We start from the raw sequence: 19,460 nt of genomic DNA on the forward strand, positions 1-19,460 counted from the left end.
TTAACGTGTTACCTCGGCTGCATGAACTTCGACTTCGTCGGCCACTCGCTTCTGACGCCGATGAATCGCAGCGGCGACGAAGTCCGCAAACAGCGGATGAGCAGCCAATGGTTTACTCTTGAATTCGGGGTGGAACTGGGCCGCGACGAACCAGGGATGGGTAGGGACTTCCACAATCTCAATCAATCCGCCATCCGGGCTTTTACCTGAGAACTGCATGCCCGCCGCTTCGAACGCTTCGCGGTATTTATTGTTGAACTCATATCGATGACGATGTCGCTCGGCAATCGCTTCGACTCCATAGGCGGCATGAGCATGCGATCCTGGAGTGAGTCGGGCGGGCTGGCTACCGAGCCTCATCGTGCCGCCGAGCTGGGTCACGTTCTGTTGTTCATCGAGCAAACAGATTACCGGATATGCCGTATCTTTATCAAACTCCGACGAGTGAGCACCGGCATGCCCCATGACGTTGCGTGCGTACTCGATCACGGCCAGCTGCATACCGAGACAGATACCGAAGAAGGGCACGCCACGTTCACGAGCAAATTGAATTGCCTGAACCTTGCCCTCAACACCGCGTTCACCGAAACCGCCGGGCACCAAGATACCGTGGTATCCGGACAGCAAGCGTTCAGCCCCCTCCCGTTCGATATCGCTGCTCTGGATGCGGCCAATGCGAATCTGAGCGTCATGCTGCATCCCAGCGTGATCGATTGATTCGTAAATCGACTTATAGGCGTCTTTGTGTTCGGCATATTTACCCACGACCGCGATCGCGAGTTCGTGACGCGGGTTACGCAGCCGGTGCAAGAGATCGGTCCACGGGGTGATATCAAGATTACCGGCCGTCAGGCCGAGTTTCTGCACGACCAGTTCATCCATCTTGTTATCGACCAACGAAATCGGCACCTCGTAGATCGAAAAATCCTTGTCCTTCTCCTCGATCACGGCCTCCGTCTTAACGTTACAGAACAACGCAATTTTCTCACGGTCGTCGCGGCTGATGCTCCGCTCGCAGCGGCAGACGAGAATGTCCGGCTGGATTCCAATCTCGCGGAGTTGACCGACCGAGTGCTGGGTGGGCTTGGTCTTCAACTCATCGGCGGCTTTGAGGTACGGCACCAAGGTCAGGTGCATGTACAAGCAGTTCTCACGACCGACGTCGAGCGAGAATTGGCGGATCGCTTCGAGGAATGGCAGACTCTCGATATCGCCAACGGTGCCCCCTATCTCCGTGATCACGACGTCGACATCATCGCCGCCCATCCGTTTGATAACGCGTTTGATCTCGTTCGTGATGTGTGGGATGACCTGGACGGTCTTTCCGAGAAATTGGCCCTTGCGTTCTTTCTCAATCACCGAAAGATAAATCTGACCGGTGGTGTAGTTGCAATCACGATCGAGTTTTCCCGATGTGAATCGCTCGTAATGGCCCAGGTCGAGGTCGGTCTCCGATCCGTCATCGAGCACGTACACCTCACCGTGTTGGTAAGGGCTCATCGTGCCCGGGTCGACATTAATGTAAGGATCGAGCTTTTGCATGCGGACGCGAAGTCCCCGGCGCTCGAGCAACATGCCGATTGAGGCGCTGGTCAGCCCCTTGCCGAGAGAACTGACGACGCCGCCGGTAACGAAGATGTGTTTGGTCATGGGAAGTGATGATACCGGACAACGGGAAACGCGAAAGTCTCATTGTCCTCCATACCACACACCTCGCAACCACTGGTGCCGTCGCAACCGTTGCAAAGCCTGCGGTGTGAAATTAGGCAACCCCGCCGAGGCCACATTGGCAATAACCTGCTGCGGGTCGCGCATCCCCACAATGACCGTACTGACGGCTTCATGGGAACCGGAAAACTTGATCGCGGCCGCCGGCAGCGAATAATCCTCGGCTAGTTCGAATTCTTCGAGATCTGCGGCAATTTCCTTCACTCGTGCAGCGGTTCGCTGCATCCGATCGCCGCCGAAATAGGTGCTGCGGAAATCGTCCGCAGGGAACTGATGATCGGCCCCATATTTCCCCGTTAATCCGCCCTCATCGAGCGACACCCGTACGATCACGCCTGTGCCCGTTTCCGCTGCGACAGGCAAGAGCTGCGCCGCAGGCTCCTGCTCAAACAAATTGAAAATTACCTGCACGACATCGACCAGCCCGTCGCGCATGAGCTGGACGACACAATTCTGGTCCTGTTCAGGCGTACAAATCCCAATTTTGCGAATTTTGCCTTCTTCCCGTAATTTCTGCAGCACGAGCAGCGGTTGAGGGTCGTCATTCCACGCCCGCGTCCAAGTATGTAATTGCAACAGGTCGAGACAATCCGTCCGGAGATTGCGCAGCCGCTCCTCGACGTTGGCACGAATGTACGCAGCCGAATAGCGATCCTGCCACCGACAATAGGGGCTCGGTGGCCACGGGCCAGCACTCGGTGGCGTTTTAGTTGCCACGTGAATCGTCTCGCGTACCGCCGGCGGAAGATTCGCCAACATCGTGGCGATCACGTTTTCGCTGCGTCCATCCCCGTATCCAGGAGCGGTATCAATGAAATTCACGCCTGATTCGATCGCCTTTTCCAACGCCGCAACTGACTGGGAGTCATCCTGCACGCCCCACTGTCCACCAAGGGCCCAGCCACCAAAACCAATCACCGAGACCGGAAACCCATCGCGACCAAGCTTTTTCTGGGGGAGCAAATTTTTCAGTGGAGCGGCAGACATGGCATTTGAGCGAGTGAAATTGGACGGGACGTGAGTGCAACCATTAAATTAACGGTTGCCGAGAGGCTGGCACAGTCCTCTGTGTTTTCACTGCAATAAGATCACGGGCATACCCCAACGTGGAGCTCTCCCGCATAGATCACCTCTGGGTGGCATTACACCACCCCTTTGTCGCTGGACCGTCGGATGGGACCATCGTCCCGTCCGAGACACCAATTCGGTCAACTGTCACCCCGTTCCGCGCTCGAGACAATGGCCCCAAGCTACGAACGCAGACTACCACCCTACAACCTCGCCGCGGCTCAGAGTTGCGAGCATGAACAACTTGAAAATGAACGAACGTTTGTCGAGGCGACCGCCCCAACAATCACACTTCTGCGACTGCTCTCGCCGGCGTCCAGCGAGCGATTAATGGCACGCAGAGAATTGCTCCTAGCCACGCGAGAGCCAGATCTTTCTGTGCGTCCCACATGTCGCCCTGCTGTCCATTGTAAGACTCAGCCATCGCTGGCGAGAACATCATTGAGATCTGCCACTCCAAGATTTCGTAGACTGCACCGATCGCCAATACACCCGACATCGCGAGCAGGGCTGCCGGGAGCGAACGAAGACCACAAAACAATTGCAAAGACTCTGACAGAATCGGGAGCCCCAATGCACCGGACGCAAAGTGGACTAAACGATCATAGTGATTACGTTGCCAGCCAAACGCTTCTGAGAGCGTGTGTCCGGTGATCATGCGGGCGAGTTCATCGTACGGCACGTAAGAATAAATCCACCTCGCACCGATGATGTGCAGCCACAGAAACGCCAGGCTGCAGTAGAACGAAACGGACGAGGGTCGGTACTTCAGTACCGCCACGAACAACATTGCCACACCGACTACCGTCGGGATGTGCTGCAGGACCAGCTCACGTGGATAGGGTGCGAAAACAAACGAGAGCGGCACCGCGAGTGCCGTCAAAACAATCAATACAATTCGCTGAATCATGAAATCAACAGTCGCTCTGCACGGTCCAGCTGCGAAGTGATCGCTCCACTCAGTTTGCTGATCTGAAAACGTTGTAGTGAGAGTCAAATCCCGTCCGCCCCCACTGGACTTCCCACACAACATTCGACTGATACTCAACCTGCGCGGTGACCACCGTCATGCGGGCAAAGCTCACAAACCAAAGCTCTTCACCGTCGGCGTTCTTCCTCGCTTCGACCAGCATGATCACTTCGGGATCGGTACCCTGAACAAAAGCGAACATCGCGCCATCGAGGACACCATGGGGGAGCTTTTCGATATCGAATCGGTACAGCGGAGTGGTTTGCAGTCTCAGCAACTTGTTGGGCTGGTCGCCAAACTTGAGAGACGCAGTGTAGAGCCCAGCGATCCGTCGCATCTGAACCAGCCGCATCGAGGGGGTTTTTCCCACCGGAATCTTATCGGACACCTGCTGCCACTGAATCGCATCACCTCGCGGCTCCCAAATCAGGCGCCCATTTAGCGTCCCGACCAACTCGTTGACCGACAATGACTGAAATTCGTGCTCGAAATTGCCGACCGCGTCCGTGGGGTACGTAGACATCACCATTTCAGGCCGCCCGTTGAGCGTCCACACGAACAAAGCTCCCGCGGGTGTCTTGCGCTCCGGATTGCTCCAATTCGAGACGGGCCGGTCTAGCAACTGCAGCTTTTCGCCGGAATTAGAAATCTCAAACGCAAATTCGCCCGCCGACTGTTGAAAACGATTGCGGATAGCTGAAATGTCCGGGTCCCTCGACGTGTCAACAGTCTGCGCCGCAACAAGGCACTGACAGCACATCAGGATCAATATCACCTTTGCAATGACCTGGAAAGTACGGACGCAATTTGCAATCTGAGTCATTGTATTTCCTGGCGTTGAAGATTTATCGTCGAGGCTAACACTCGAGATCACCATGAAGAATGAAGGAAGAACTCGCGGCGAGTTCACTCCCATCATACCGCAAGAGTTGGCATGGAGATGCGAAACACCATCAAAATCCGCTCCTATCCCTCGTGTTTTTTCTGGTCTGCTTGGTCGTCGTCTTCGAGCCAATCAAGTTGAAAATCATCAGGCTCAAGGTCGTGCGACTTAGCGTCCTGAGCTGTGACTGAATCGACGTTTTCATTACTTTCGTTGGTGATGGTGGAGTCTGACTTGAACCGATACTCACCCGTTAGCGGATCGGGCTTGAGTTGCAACGATTCGTCATCGGGCGAGAATGAGGTTTCACCGCGAAGCTGTTCGATATGAGGTACATACGACGCGTCGTCCGCAGCGTCTTCAGCCTCGTCATCGGACATCAGATCCCCCACATCGAGCGCAATCTCGTCGAGCGCCGATGCGATCGAGGCAGCATCGTGCACGGGCTCCTCAGACGGATCGACGAGTTCAACATCGTCGAGATCGAGTTCGTCGATTTCATCGTCCATCGGAAGCGGATCGATCGACACGGAAGTATCTGGTTCCACTGTCGCCCCTCCCTCAGTTAATTCGCGTCGCTCTGCTTCGCTGCCAAAACCCTCTCCATTTTCGAATGTTTCGGAACGCTGGTTCTCAGTATCTAACAGGTCGCTCTCCGAGGAACTCCTCACGGTATCTTCAACCACGGTCGGGGCCGAATCCTCGACATCGTCGGCGGCATCCCAATCATCGTCGTCCAGCGTGATGACATCGTCTTCCACGTCTGAGTCAAACAGCACGTCACTCTCCGGTACAACGATTGGATTCATCACCTCCGGAGTTGCAGGATTCGATTTTGATTCAGCGAAATTGGCTTGTTCAGCAGCCCGCTTTGGGAATATCTCTTCGGTGTTGCCTTTCAACACGGTGCGACCGAGTTCGACGGCACGTTCGACACTCCAACCGCGGTCGCGCACGAACTGGTCGGCCAAGACACCGGCGAGAACTTTGCGATACATATTGAATTTTGGCCATACAAACTCGAGTTTGTAGGCATCGCTGTAGTACCCAATCAACTTGCTCTGCGGGACCGCTTCGAGCCGCGCAGCGAGGTCGTGGGTGATCGTCGAAGGTGTATTGCTGTACCACCAGTGTCCATTGGGAATCACATTGGGGAAGATCCACGCGTAACTGACGAGCTCCTGGTTGGTCACACTCGCGAGTACGGAGACCGGAAACTTAACGTCGGCGAATGCGTTGAAGAGTTCGCGATACTGAATCAATGACACGCGCGAATCAAAGAGATCCTGACCCTGGAACACGCCACCAGCGTAGACTTTGCGATTGACGCCAATCATCAAATCAAAGGGCAGTTGAAACTCGTCACACAACTCCGCAAGCGTCCAGAATACCCGGCGGGACAACGCCTCGCGATGGCTGGCACTGGCACTCAGTCCGCCTCGCAGCACGGCGTCGAGCGCCGTTTTTGCGCGGCCATCCGGTACGGCGGTAGGTGTGAATGTTGGCGGCAGTGAAATCGCACAGGCCCGTGCCCCACGACTCACGAAATGCACAAACAAGGCTCTGAGGCTCGCCCGCAGGCTCTCCAATGACCCGTCGAGTTCAAGGTCGGTGCACGCTGCCAAACGCTCGCGAACATTCCGATCGGCGAGATTGAAGACAAGATCGTCGGTGCGCAAACAGGGGATGTAACGATCGGTGTCAAACCCTTCCAGATCGTCATCGAAATCGTTTGTAAGGAACACAGCTTCGATATTCGATTGATCGAGCACCATGTCGGGCCACTGGGCCGATGACATCATTGACTCGCTGCGATCGTACAGCGATTCCCAATTGCGCGCGTGCAATCGATCGTCATCGAACCCAAAAAACGTCTTGCAGATTTCGATCAGCCAACTGTACTGAACCGTGTTCTCCAGCGGTGAGAGCCGTCCGACGAGACGCTCGACCAGTTCCTTGGGGCCGATCGAGCCGCCTTCGATCTGTGACTTGGGCATGCCAGCAGAGTGCGCCAGCTCCGTGTAATAGTGATAGCCCAGCAGGTCGGCCAGCGTCGTTGATGCTGGGGCATGCGGATTGATGTGCGTGTGAGGGTCGGTCAGTCGCAGCGCCGCCAATTCGCTATAAATATCGGTTCGAGCAGATCCGGGTTGGCTGAAGGCGTCAGACATGTCAGTTTTCGATCACGCGGGGTGTTTTTTCAGATAGAACGACCCCTGCTAAGATAACTACTCAGGACGCTGGATTCGACGTTTGACGGGGCCGCGAATCCAAAAATTGCAACTGTTGGTGCAACATCGCGACCGAAGGCATGGGATGCACCGAATTTTCACCCGTTTTCCTTTTCCGGGAGAGCTCCTGAGTAACCGCGCGGAGCGGGCTGCCGAAGATCGCGTCGACTTCCATCGCCCGCCCGTGAAGGAAATCCAGCCGCATACTGCTGTCATAGGGTACCATCGTCTCGGTGTGCTTCATGGTCGTCGCGATGGCCGACTCATCAATTGAAACACCGCAGCTGGCCGCCCCCTGAAAAACTTCTTGGATCATTGTCTCGGCAAGACTGCGCGCCGCGGGGGAGGCCATTATTTCGTCGGTCGCCGCATCGAGGACCACTGACAGGCCATTGAAGGGGATGTTCCACATGAGCTTTCGCCACCTAGCTGCAGCGAGATCGTCGGTCCACTGAGCATCAATCCCGGCACCCACCATATCAGCGAGGATCTGCTCCCCGCGCTCCAGCGTCCAATCCGTGCCCTCCGCTCCTTCCTGGTAGAGACCAAAGACGATCCGCCCGTAATCCAGATGCCGGATGTGTCCGGGGCCGACCTTGTTGCTGCATAAAAAACAGCAACCACCTAGCACACCGTGACCGGGCGCCGCAGCAATTGCCGCTGCCTCCACGTCAAGGCCATTCTGTAACGACAGGACGACGCCGTGCTCGCCGATAAGTTGCGGTAATAACCCTGCGAGCAAATGATTGTTCGTGGACTTCAATGCCACGATGACAACGTCGCACGGCGGCATGTCCGCAGCATCCCGATAGATGTTCGGAGCGGTCACGACAAAGTCACCACGCACCGAGTCGATTCGCAAACCACGCTCGGCAACCTGATCGTAATCCGAGTGCAATAGAAAATGCACATCATGTCCGGCCTGGGCAAGCCTCCCTCCATACAGTCCGCCCACAGCCCCGCTTCCGAGGATCGCGTATCTCATGCAAGGAACCTACTGCAATACGGGGCAGACATCAAACCACTCTCGCTTCTGTGCCAACATCCACTCGTTCGCTTCAGGGGGCCCCCACAATCCGGTTTCGTAAACGAGCAGAGGTGGCGCGGCGGGACTGTTCCAGGCCTCAAGAATCGGATCGATAATGCCCCACGCCAGCTCGACCTCATCGCCCCGCGAAAACAAACTCGCATCGCCTTGCACAGCGTCGAGCAGCAACCGCTGGTAGGCATCCGGCATAGCGCTACCGCCTATCGAGTCTTGGAAATTGAAGTCCAAATGACTCGTGCGAGTCTTCATACCGGCATCAGGGACCTTGGTCTCAAAGTGCAATTGAATTCCCTCAGCGGGTTGCACTTGGATCACCAAGCGATTGCCGAGGGTGTTGCGACGTTTGTCGCCAAAGAGCATGTGAGGCACATCTTTGAACTGAATGACGATCTGTGTGGTGCGGCATGACATGCCTTTACCTGAACGGAGATAAAAAGGAACCCCCTGCCAACGCCAATTGTCGCAGTACAGCTTCAACGCGGCAAAGGTCGCCGTCTGGCTATCCGCTGGCACGCCTTCTTCCTGGAGATAACCGGCGTACTGCCCGCGTACCGTTTGGGCAGCGAAATCACCGCCGGACATTTTCCGAACGGCATGTAGCACCTTGACCTTCTCTCCGCGGACCATGTTGGCGTCAAACCGTGCGGGTGGCTCCATCGCCGTGATCATCATCAACTGCAAGAGGTGATTCTGAAACATGTCGCGTAAAATGCCGCTGGTGTCGTAGTACCCGGCGCGCCGCCCGATCACGACTTCCTCAGCTACGGTGATCTGAATGTGATCGACATAATTGCGATTCCACAGTGGTTCAAAAATGCTGTTGGCGAATCGCAGCGCAAAGATATTTTGGACCGTTTCCTTGCCCAGGTAGTGATCGATCCGGTAAATCTGGTCTTCGTCGAAGACGTTATGGATCGACTGATTGAGTACTTTCGCGGTCTTCAGGTCGGTGCCAAACGGCTTCTCAATGATGACGCGTCGGGTACCGTTATCCTCGCAGGCGAGTCCGGCGGCCCCGAGCTGTTCGATCGCCGTTTTGTACAACTGCGGCATTGTCGACAGGTAATAGACTCGTCCGGTGGATTGGCCCTCCTCGATTTCATGCAGGAAAGACGCCAGCTTCTCGAACGACGCAGAGTCCTGAATATCACCGGCCTGATAGTAGATATTCGGCGCGAATGTATCCCACTGTGAGCTGTCGAACACTTTTCCAGCAAACTTGGCGGTCGTTTCACGGAGTGCTTTACGCCACTCCTCGTGCTCGAACTCGCTACGGGAAACCCCGACAATTCGCGTCTGTTCAGGCAACCGGCCCTTGGCGTGAAGTTGATAAAGTGCCGGGATTAACTTGCGACTGGTTAAATCGCCACTAGCACCAAAGATTACAATCGTGTTGGACATGGAAACCGAGTTGCCAAAGCAGGGGAACGAGTGAACGCGAACGTGAACCACTCGATACTCTACGAATCATTGGCATCGCGTGCGAGGCCCCCCAGTGTGGACCGACGGCTCAGGCCGTCGCGAGAGACCAACGCACATCAGCTCAGACCGACAGTGCCGCTTGGCTACGCCTTGAGCCCGTTGAGCAATCCGGTGCTATCGCCAACCGCCTCGGCGGGCGTGCCCATGCAGTCGAGCATCGATAGAAATAGGTTCGCCATCGGTTGCTCTTGCTCGTATCGGATGACCCGCCCGGTCTGAATCTGACCGCCAGCGCCCCCGGCCAGCACGATTGGCAAGTCGTGGTGGGTATGGCGATTTCCATCTCCCAAACCACTGCCGTAGAGCACCATCGATTGATCCAACAACGTGCCGTGCGCATCGCTGGTGGCATTGAGTTTTTCCACGAAGTACGCGAACTGCTCAATCAGATAATGGTCGACTTTCTGGATCTTTGCGACGATATCTTCCTTGTTGCGGTGATGGCTCATCCCGTGGTGGGCGTCATTGACACCTATTTCACTGTAGGTGCGATTCCCCCCAGCGGTATCGAGCATCAGCGTAGCGACGCGCGTCGTGTCGGTTTGAAAACCAACCACCATCAAGTCAAACATCAGACGCGCATGTTCGCGGAACGCGGAGACTCGACCATAGGGCACCTGAAGATCGGGCAACGAAGCACGATCTTCCTCTTCGGTGCGTTCGATTCGCAATTCAATTTCCCGAACACTCGAGAAATACTCGTCGAGCTTCCGCTTGTCCGTCTCGCCAACCTGCCGCATTAATTTGTCGGCATCACCCCGTACGATATCGAGAATGCTGCGTCGCATTTCCCGCCGCTCTCGCTGAGCTGCTGCGTCACCGCTGCCAAACATCCTCTCGAACGCCAGCCGTGGGATTGTCTCCTTGGGCATCGGCTGGGTTTCATTTTTCCATGAAATGTTCGAGGAATAGGCGCAGCTATAACCTGAATCACAACTACCGGCGTTGCGGCTGCCTTGGAGTCCGAGTTCGAGTGAGGGCAGCGTGGTCTTTCCTGCCAGTGCTGTGGCGGCGACTTGGTCGACGGAAATTCCCAAACGGATCGCGCTACTGGTTTTCACCGGACGTGCCGCCGTCAAGAAAGTCGATCCGCCTCGTGCGTGATCACCCGCCCCGTCCTTGCCCGCTCGGCCGTTGTCAAGCGCCAAGTTCTCGATCAGATTGATCTGGGACTTCATGGCCGAGAGCGGTCGAAGCGAGTCACTGATCTCCCAATCACGCGAATCCACATTACCGGACTTACCATCAGCTTCGAGCTGCCCATCCTTGCCTCGCGTGTAGCCGTTGACGGTCGGTCGCCACTTGGGCTGGATCACGCCGTTGGGCACGAAAATACAAGCCATCCGTACCGGCGCCGATCCAGTATCCTGGCTCGCTGACGCGAAAGCACTGCCAGCTGCCGGAGTCATCGACTCGAGCAAGGGCAGACCGAGCGACATGCCTGCGGCGCGGAGCAACGTCCGCCGAGGCAAGCGGTGAGAACCTTGCGGACACGCCGGGATGTTGTTGGTCGACATCATCGATTTGTTCGTTGTCATGGCGATGGTAACTCCGCTTGATGGTTTAGGAACGGTGGGCTGAGAATGACTTGCTCGAGCAGGTCACGCACCCGGTAGTTTTCGTCTCGAGTCTCCGCCAAAATGGCGTCAACAAAACATCGATCGCTCGGTCGCAATTCGCGACCAATTGCAAATGATAACATGCGGCGCACCGCAGTTTCTGCTAACCGTTCTTGCTCGGTTTGAGCAAGCAAGGTCGTCAACTCGGCAGCACCCGCAAAGGAACGACCGCCCGGCAACTCACCGGTAGCGTCGCGTCTGGCTGGATCGTCCGCGGCCCGCATCCGACCGACATGGTCGTAATCCTCCAGGCCGAATCCGAGTTGATCCATTACACGATGGCACGACGCACATCCTGGATCGGCTCGGTGCAACTCCAGTTGTTCTCGCAACGACGCGTTCGCCGATGCCGTTTTGGTCTCCTCTAATGTGGGCACCCCTGGTGGCGGATCCGGTGGCGGCGTGCCCAAAATATTCTCCAGAATCCATTTTCCACGCAGCACCGGCGAATTGCGAGTTGGATAGCTCGTGATCAGTAGTATCCCGGCATGCCCCAGCAAGCCTTTGCGGCCGCGATCGCCAACATTGACGGCTGCATAGCCATTTTCTGCTTTCTCAGCAGGAAAGTCCACGCCGTACCAATTCGCCAACTCCGGGCCCACATAGGTTGTTTCGGAGGTCAACAATTCGCCAATGGGTCGGTTCTCACGCAGCAGATGCAAGAACAATTGCTCGGTCTCCGCCGACAGCATCTCTGGTGTCAGCGTTCCCGAAGTATCCAATTCGCCCGTGCTGCTGGCGGCAAACTCATCTAAATCGCGTGACTCAAGATTTCCCAGAGCGAACCATTGGCGAGCGAACTGAGTACCCAGCGACTCGGACTTCCGGTCTGCCAACATTCGCCGAACCTGTGCGGCCCGCTTTCCTGAATTCACCAGTTCATTGCGTTTCGCGGCATCCAGTAGTTCTTTGTCTGGCAGACTGCTCCATAAAAAGAACGACAGTCGCGAGGCGAGCTGAGTCGACGTCAGCGGCACCGAATTCCCCGCCTTGGCAAGTTCTCGCGTCTTCTCATCTTCAGGGACTTCAACTCGAAACAGGAATCGTGGAGACACCAAGACAGCGGAGATCGCGACCCGCATTGCGTCGTAGTAAGAATCGCCGCGATCACACATTCGCTCGACCAGGCTGACATAAGGAGCGACATCTTCGTCACCAACTTCGCACCGGAAAGCGTGGCGCAGCAGTGGGCGCAACGAATCCTTCGCCGCCGATCCCACGTTGCGATACTGATCACCACGACGCTCGGGGATTTTTGCCAACAACTTCCGTTGCCCGGGCGGCAAATCCTCACGTGTCGACGAACTCGGACCGTTGACTAAAAAGCGGTTGTATCGCATCGGAAACTGCTCCGTATCGATCCGCCCGTCGTGCGGAAGGGCGGTGCCTTTGGGAAGCCGCGTCTTCTCCAACTCCGCATCATCGATATTTACAATCGGTTCGAACACCGATTTTCCGATTTGCCAATCGGGATCATCTTTGAGCTGCTCGCGCTCGCTCGCTGGCTGGAGTGCTGTTCGAAAGAAAAACCGATGCGTACCGGCGTCGAGTGTCATCCGAGTCGATTCACGATCGTCATCACCACCACTGTCGCGATGGTCATGCTCGAAAATCGCGAGTAGAGTGCCATCAGCTGCGTGCATCGCCGAGATGACGCGAGCCAATCCATCTCGCTGCGCCGACGCCATCACATCAATCGTGTACTCGCCACGGACGGGAATATCGACCTCGAACCAGGCCATGCCGTCAGCAGTGATCGAACGCTGACCAAAGGAGCCTGTTCTGGTCTCGCCAAGAATATACAGCGTATCGCCCGCAAAGGTCGCGTTGACCTGCGGCAGCGTGTCTGGATCGACAATGATCTTCGATGTGATGTCCTCGGCCGCTGTCAAGTATTTGTCCATCAACATGGTCGACAGAGACAACACGTCAGCATTGTTATCAAATCCACCCCCGACTTCGTCGGACGGAAATGAGTCCGCGGGCTGAAAGTCGATGCCGAACAGGTCGCGTATCGAATTGTTGTATTCTGGGCGATTCAGACGTCGAGCAGTCGTATGACCGGGACGTGGGCGCAGATCACAGGCGGCGTGATAGACCAACGCATCGAGTTGGTCGCCAAGTTGACGTCGCTCTTCCGCATCGGGTAAATCCGAATCATCAGGTGGCATCGCCGCAAATTCAATCATACTGACGGCGTGAATCGCCAACTCACTATTGGCCTGCACGCCTGCGAGCGTCTCCAAGAGCGACAAATCGACCTCCGCTTCGGCGTAGTCTGCATTGTGGCAGTCAACGCAATACGCTTGCATCAGCGGCCAACCGGTTGTCTCCCATGCGTCCGCCGCAATCGCGGTAGGCGATGGATTGTCGGCCGCACTGGCGTCACTTGCATGCAATGCCGGTGGTGGCAACAGCCCAAGGGCGGCAACGAACATCGCTGAACAACGCAGCAGCCCTGCAGGCAGTGCGAAGCGATGAGCGTCACAACGTGAATGCTCGAAAACGATCATAGGGAGGGCGAAGGGAGGGAGGGTTAGGCGGGAGTCAACCGATGCGGGGCTTGTCGGTTGAGATTGGACGACCAACCCATGAAGGCTGTCATCTTGAACACTCGCAACGACGAAATGTTCCGCCAGATGCGAGGTTTTCGTGCGAGTCGCAGAACTCGCTGATAATTTAACCAGCGCCGATTGACGCCTGGAAGTCTATACACTTAATACTGCGGCATTCAAGCCGAAAGCCTTGGCGGGTTGTTGATTTCATCAACTTTGCCGATAGCCAGGATGAGCCCAGGGCCCGAAAGCCATCCGGTAGCGTTCCGATCTCGGACACTGACGCGTGCCGGCTCACTCAATCCACAACCCGTCGGCGGGCTCTCGCCACTAACTTCAGTCTGCCGAAACGGCGCTGGCAGGGACGAGAATATCGCCCATGTCATTGACACCCGACTTGAGATCGACTTCAAAACGATGGCGTTTCCATTCGGTGAGCTTGCCATCCACTTTGACCTCGTCGAGCTTGCCACCTTCGTACCGCACAACGAATTCGATTTCCTTGCCGGCGGGCAGACCCTGAATTTCAATCTCGCCACTGTCGTTGCTAACGTCAACAAACGGATGCTCCAACACGACGATGTACGCTTTCATCCACGGATGAATATTGCAGTCCACTGGAATCGCTGCGGGCTCTTCTTCTTCCAGTACAATTTCTTTTTTCTGGCCCGAAGGGATCATCGGGTTTTGCGGCGTGTTGCGAATGAAATTCACGTTCGCGTTGTGCCCGACGGGATCGGGGTTGGTGATCGCGAGCGTATCGCCCGTCTGAGCGACGACAATGTGAGGCTCGAAGCGGCAGTCCTTGTTGACCAGAACGTGGGTTTGCGGGGTGTGGGTCGTCTTCGGCAAATCCTTGCCGCTGGAGCGGGTATACACCTGCACAATCACGTTCTTGATCCCCTTATCGTCGGGGTTGACGATCAGTTTTTCATTCGGGATGTCGTGCTTTCCGCAGAACTCAAGATCCTTGTTGGGCACAACGTTTCCAACTGGCGGTGGCGTTCCGTCGTACACAAATCGCATCTTGAGCGTCGCGTCTTGAGCGGCTGCGGTGCTGATCAAACCGACGACCGCAACGCCAGCGGTAAGGGCGAGCGTGGCGGCACGCCGGATAGGGAATTGAATTTTCATCTCGGGGGGATTCTCCAGTTGCTAATTTGATTGGGGGAAGGAGTGGGAACCAAAGATCAAGCGAGTCAAGCGACCACGGAGGGTATGCCTACACCAGCGAAAGACCGCAAAATTCCGTAAGGGACAGGTTGTCAGACACGAATCGGCGAGCAAAACCGCGGTGATCGTAACCGATACAATAATTCACCCATCTTCGTAGGGGCGAAAACTCTGTGGCGGGGCAGGAGACCTGCCTCATTCACCCGCCCGAGGCGCGAAAATTGACAGTAACCCCTGCTTGGGAGGGCGGGGCGGGCGACCACTGAGGGCCACCAACGACCCTAATTGTATACCTTTGGTGCCGAGATGTCCAATGCGTTTCCTCATTGTTCCGTTAGTCATGTCACTTTCACCGAGTCATCCTTTCATTTCACGGGCTGCCTTTTCGGTGGGTCATCCTTCGGTGGAAATGTCAATTCGTGTAGCATGGACGGGGCATCCCGGGTGCCAATTTTTTCACCACGGCTGGCCAGAGCGGCAACGTAAATGATTATTGGCTCGCGATTTCGCACCGGCACTCAGCGTGTGGATGCCGGCATCCAGGATCGAAGTCACAGTAGCCCTCCCCCGCCAGCCCAACCCGCACTCCCCGCCCCCCCGCACTCCAAAGCTTGCCTAAGATCATGACTGCAGCTTCACCCGCCGCCACTTCGCACCAATCCGACCTCGACCCCGAAATGCTGGGTCGTTTGGCACGTGACCCCGCCGCCCGAATTGACGTGGTGATTGCTTACTACCGACGTGCCCGCAGACCTGTCGAGCTGTTCGAGGCTTTGAAAATGAAAAGCCGACTGAAATTCGGGCTGCCGATGATCGCCGCCCCGGACGAGTCGCTTTCAATGTCGCCCGACGAAGATGCCGAGATCCAAAGAGGGCTCGAGGCGGGACTGCTCGATGCCTGCCGTCAAGCTGGCGCGATGTTGATTGAAAGCGGCAAAATCGGTGAGGGCTGGATGTATCTGCGGCCAATTGGCGACCCTGCCCTGGTGCGACGATTGCTATCCAAGGTGGAGATCGATGATGACAATTACGATGAAATGCTGCACGTGCTAGTGCATGAGGGGGTGGATTTGCAGCGCGGCTATCAGGCTGCTATCGCTCGCCAAGGAACCTGCAACTCGATTACTCTTTACGACAGCGTGATTGCCGAGCGACCACGCGGAGATCGAAAAATCGCTGCGGCGTGTTTGCTAACGCATCTCTACGACGAACTCACCGAACGAGTGCGGGATGATTTTTTGCAACGCGCAGGTGACCACGGTGTCTCGCAAGAAAAAATGAAGGCGGACCACGAAAGCCTGTCGCTCGCTGAACTCATCACAAAATACAAGTGGATCCAGGGGGCGGGTGGCTACCACCTCGACACCACCCACCTATCATCGGTAGTCCGATTTTCGACTGTACTGGACACCCCCGAGCTGATCGAAAAGGCCCTCGAGCTATGCCAATATGGCCGACGGCTGCCAGCGGATTTCCAGTACCCGGGAACGGAACCTTTCGTCGATTTTTACCCCGCTCACATCGCGTTTCTGTCAGCGATGCAGGGCAAAAATGTCGACGCCGCAACCCGATTGTTTGAACACAAAGCGCGCACCGTCGACGCGACCGTACACGGCACTGGCGCGATCGAGACCTACATCGACTTGCTCGACCGGATCGGGCGACCGGGCGAAGCATTGCGGGCGGCGATGGAATTATTTCCCGAAGACGTCCCTGTTGGCCGCGTCTTGCCCGAAATGATCGTCATGGCGGAGCGGGCGATCACCGCTGGTGATGCGAAGATTGCCAAAGAATTGGAAGAATTCTGTTTCAATCACGGCGATTTGCTCGGCGTGGCGGCCGTAGCAGAACTCCTGCCACCGAATCCTGAACTCCTATCCCCCAATGTTACGTAAAGCGGTAGGATGGACGCGGATTCGACGCTAGAGTGTGCGTTGTGGCGTACGGTTTGCGTTATTGCTGACCGTGCTGCGAACGATTCGCCAATTTGACAGTCAGCGGTATTTACCGAAGCAGGGAAATGTCCTGCTGCCGTGAGGGGTTCGGAACCAGATTTGAAGTTTTTGATTTAAGGACGAAAAACATGTACGAACGGTTTACAGACCGGGCCCGGAAAGTCATGCAGTTGGCTAACCAAGAGGCTCAGCGTTTCAATCACGAATATATCGGCACTGAGCATATTTTGCTGGGGTTGGTCAAAGAGGGCAGCGGCGTCGCCGCCAACGTGCTGAAAAACCTCGATGTCGATTTGCGAAAAATTCGTCTCGAAGTCGAAAAGCTTGTGCAAAGCGGTCCCGAAATGGTGACCGTCGGCAAATTGCCGCAAACCCCGCGCGCTAAGAAGGTCATCGAGTACTCGATGGAAGAAGCTCGCAATCTCAACCATAGCTACGTTGGCACCGAGCACATTTTGCTCGGGCTGCTACGGGAGCAGGAAGGCGTTGCCGCGCAGGTGCTCATGAATTTGGGCTTGAAGCTCGAAGATGTCCGCGAGGAAGTGCTGAATCTGCTCGGCCACGGCCTCGAAGGCGCCGAAGTCGGTGAACGAGGCGGTCGGTCGGGCGAAGGCAGCGAGGGCGGATCGAGCAGCAGCGGCAAGAGTGGCAAGAGCAAGACACCGGCCCTGGATAGTTTCGGTCGCGATCTGACAGAACTGGCACGCAAAGGCGAACTCGATCCCGTCATCGGACGCGAACGAGAAATCGAACGAGCGATCCAGATCCTCTGCCGCCGTACGAAAAACAACCCGGTGCTACTCGGTGAAGCCGGCGTTGGCAAAACAGCGATCATCGAAGGATTCGCGCAGCGCGTCATCAACGGCGAAGTGCCCGAGATCCTCAGCGAGAAACGCATTGTCGTGCTCGACTTGGCAATGATGGTCGCTGGCACCAAGTACCGGGGTCAGTTCGAAGAACGCATCAAGGCCGTCATGACCGAAGTGCGTCGCGTCAAGAACACGATTCTCTTTATCGACGAGTTACACACCCTGGTCGGCGCCGGCGGCGCCGAGGGCGCGATCGACGCTGCCAACGTACTCAAACCGGCACTTGCCCGGGGTGAAATCCAGTGCATTGGTGCGACCACCCTCGACGAGTACCGCAAGTACATCGAGAAGGACAACGCGCTGGCACGTCGTTTCCAGGAGATCATGGTTGAACCGACTGGCAAAGCCGAAACCATTGAAATCCTCAAAGGATTGCGTGAGCGGTACGAGGAACATCACCGCGTTCAGTTCACCGATGATGCCATCGTCGCCGCAGTGGAAATGAGCGAGCGGTACATCACCGCCCGCTGCTTGCCAGACAAGGCCATCGACGTGATCGATGAGTCCGGAGCACGAGTAAGATTGCGGTCGATGACTCGTCCACCAGATTTGAAGGAAATCGACGAGCAAGTCGAAACCCTCAACAAGGACAAAGAGGACGCTGTCGCCAACCAAGACTTTGAGAAGGCCGCTAATCTGCGTGATCAAGCCGAGAAACTTCGTAAGAAGAAGGACAAGATCACCCAGGAGTGGCGTGAGAAGAGCCAGCAGACCGATGGCGTTGTCGACGAGGAAGTGATTGCCGAAGTCGTTAGCAAGATGACGGGCATCCCCTTGACCCGCCTGTCGACAGAAGACTCGATGCGACTGCTCAAGATGGAGGACGAACTTCACGAGCGTGTGGTCAGTCAAGAGCAAGCCGTTACGGCAATTGCGAAAGCAGTTCGCCGTAGCCGTAGTGGACTAAAAGATCCGAAACGGCCAACCGGCTCATTCATCTTCGCTGGCCCCACCGGTGTCGGTAAAACATTGCTCGCCAAGGCACTCGCGGAATACATGTTCGGCGATCCCGATGCACTCGTGCATATCGACATGTCGGAGTACATGGAGAAACACAACGTCAGTCGTTTGATCGGCGCACCTCCCGGATTCGTCGGCTACGAAGAGGGCGGACAGCTCACCGAGAAGATCCGTCGTCGTCCTTACGCCGTCGTGCTCTTCGACGAAATCGAGAAAGCACACCCCGACGTGTTCAACATGTTGTTGCAGGTCATGGAAGAAGGCCGGTTGACCGATTCGTTCGGACGCAACGTTGATTTCCGCAATACGATCTTGATCATGACTACCAATGCAGGTGCTGAGGCGATCAAGAACGAGGCTGCGTTCGGCTTTGCAAAACCAGATGGTGACGCGAGCTACGATTCGATGAAAGCTCGAGTGATGGACTCGATCGAGCGTGTGTTCCGCCCTGAATTCCTGAACCGCCTCGATGACACGATCATTTTCCGCCACCTGACCACGACCGACCTGAAAGGCATCATCGATTTCGAACTGCAGAAGGTCCGCGAGCGATTGCTCGATCGCGGCTTAGCGCTCGATCTGACCGACGACGCCAAGGAGTTCTTGATCAAGAAAGGCAGCAACCTGGATTATGGTGCTCGACCACTACGTCGTGCTCTCGAACAACGGATTGAAGATCCGCTGGGCGAAGAGTTGCTACGCGGCACCTTCGAAGGGAAAGACACGATCGTGATCACCGTCCATCGCGACGATTCCGGCAAGGTTACCCGGCTTAACTTCGAGGGTGAAAGTCGTGGCCTACCACCAGCTTCCGAACCCGAGGAAGCCGTCGGTGCAGCGGCCGGAGCCACCGAGAAGGAAGGCGACGCAGCGGCGGATGATCCATCCTAGGGAGTACGACGAACACCTGCGTTCGCCA

12 protein-coding genes are annotated in these 19,460 nt (G+C 56.2%); 2 read left to right on the top strand and 10 right to left on the bottom strand.

The genetic code is table 11. The features are described from left to right. From pyrG to Poly21_RS10625, 10 genes are all read right to left on the bottom strand, one after another. Entirely contained in the window at positions 1-1,650 is a 1,650-nt protein-coding gene (gene pyrG, locus Poly21_RS10580) for a CTP synthase (RefSeq protein WP_146407044.1), read from the bottom strand. A 39-nt stretch (positions 1,651-1,689) separates the two neighbouring features. After that, positions 1,690-2,715 carry an aldo/keto reductase gene (locus tag Poly21_RS10585; RefSeq protein WP_146407045.1) on the bottom strand — a complete coding sequence of 342 codons (1,026 nt, stop codon included), beginning with the start codon at positions 2,713-2,715 and terminating at the stop codon, positions 1,690-1,692. Between the two features lie 367 nt (positions 2,716-3,082). Continuing rightward, the gene (locus tag Poly21_RS10590) at positions 3,083-3,706 is read right to left on the bottom strand and encodes a DUF2238 domain-containing protein (protein ID WP_146407046.1); all 624 of its coding nucleotides are present in this window, start codon (positions 3,704-3,706) and stop codon (positions 3,083-3,085) included. Between the two features lie 49 nt (positions 3,707-3,755). Continuing rightward, positions 3,756-4,589: a hypothetical protein gene (locus Poly21_RS10595; RefSeq protein ID WP_146407047.1), complete on the bottom strand. Its 834-nt coding sequence runs from the start codon at positions 4,587-4,589 to the stop codon at positions 3,756-3,758. 143 nt (positions 4,590-4,732) lie between these two features. Then, a complete protein-coding gene (locus Poly21_RS10600) occupies positions 4,733-6,820 on the bottom strand; it encodes a glucuronate isomerase (protein WP_146407048.1) in 2,088 nt (695 codons plus the stop codon). Between the two features lie 61 nt (positions 6,821-6,881). Continuing rightward, entirely contained in the window at positions 6,882-7,865 is a 984-nt protein-coding gene (locus Poly21_RS10605; protein ID WP_146407049.1) for a putative 2-dehydropantoate 2-reductase, read from the bottom strand. 9 nt (positions 7,866-7,874) lie between these two features. Beyond that, the gene (zwf, locus tag Poly21_RS10610) at positions 7,875-9,329 is read right to left on the bottom strand and encodes a glucose-6-phosphate dehydrogenase (protein ID WP_146407050.1); all 1,455 of its coding nucleotides are present in this window, start codon (positions 9,327-9,329) and stop codon (positions 7,875-7,877) included. A 164-nt stretch (positions 9,330-9,493) separates the two neighbouring features. Beyond that, positions 9,494-10,930, bottom strand: coding sequence for a DUF1552 domain-containing protein (locus tag Poly21_RS10615; protein WP_436967507.1), 1,437 nt, complete (start codon positions 10,928-10,930; stop codon positions 9,494-9,496). A gap of 14 nt (positions 10,931-10,944) precedes the next feature. Then, positions 10,945-13,542 (bottom strand): DUF1588 domain-containing protein, encoded by a 2,598-nt coding sequence (locus tag Poly21_RS10620; RefSeq protein ID WP_302118593.1) that lies wholly within the window; start codon positions 13,540-13,542, stop codon positions 10,945-10,947. A gap of 378 nt (positions 13,543-13,920) precedes the next feature. Continuing rightward, positions 13,921-14,718, bottom strand: coding sequence for a methylamine utilization protein (locus Poly21_RS10625; protein WP_146407051.1), 798 nt, complete (start codon positions 14,716-14,718; stop codon positions 13,921-13,923). Between the two features lie 662 nt (positions 14,719-15,380). On the opposite strand from Poly21_RS10625, the gene Poly21_RS10630 reads away from it, so the two are divergent. Together Poly21_RS10630 and Poly21_RS10635 are read left to right on the top strand one after the other, a co-directional pair. Then, positions 15,381-16,652, top strand: a complete 1,272-nt coding sequence (locus Poly21_RS10630; protein ID WP_146407052.1) for a hypothetical protein — start codon at positions 15,381-15,383, stop codon at positions 16,650-16,652. 188 nt (positions 16,653-16,840) lie between these two features. Continuing rightward, positions 16,841-19,432 carry an ATP-dependent Clp protease ATP-binding subunit gene (locus Poly21_RS10635; RefSeq protein ID WP_146407053.1) on the top strand — a complete coding sequence of 864 codons (2,592 nt, stop codon included), beginning with the start codon at positions 16,841-16,843 and terminating at the stop codon, positions 19,430-19,432. The last annotated feature ends 28 nt before the right edge of the window (positions 19,433-19,460 follow it).

Source organism: Allorhodopirellula heiligendammensis (assembly GCF_007860105.1).
Lineage (GTDB): Bacteria > Planctomycetota > Planctomycetia > Pirellulales > Pirellulaceae > Rhodopirellula > Rhodopirellula heiligendammensis.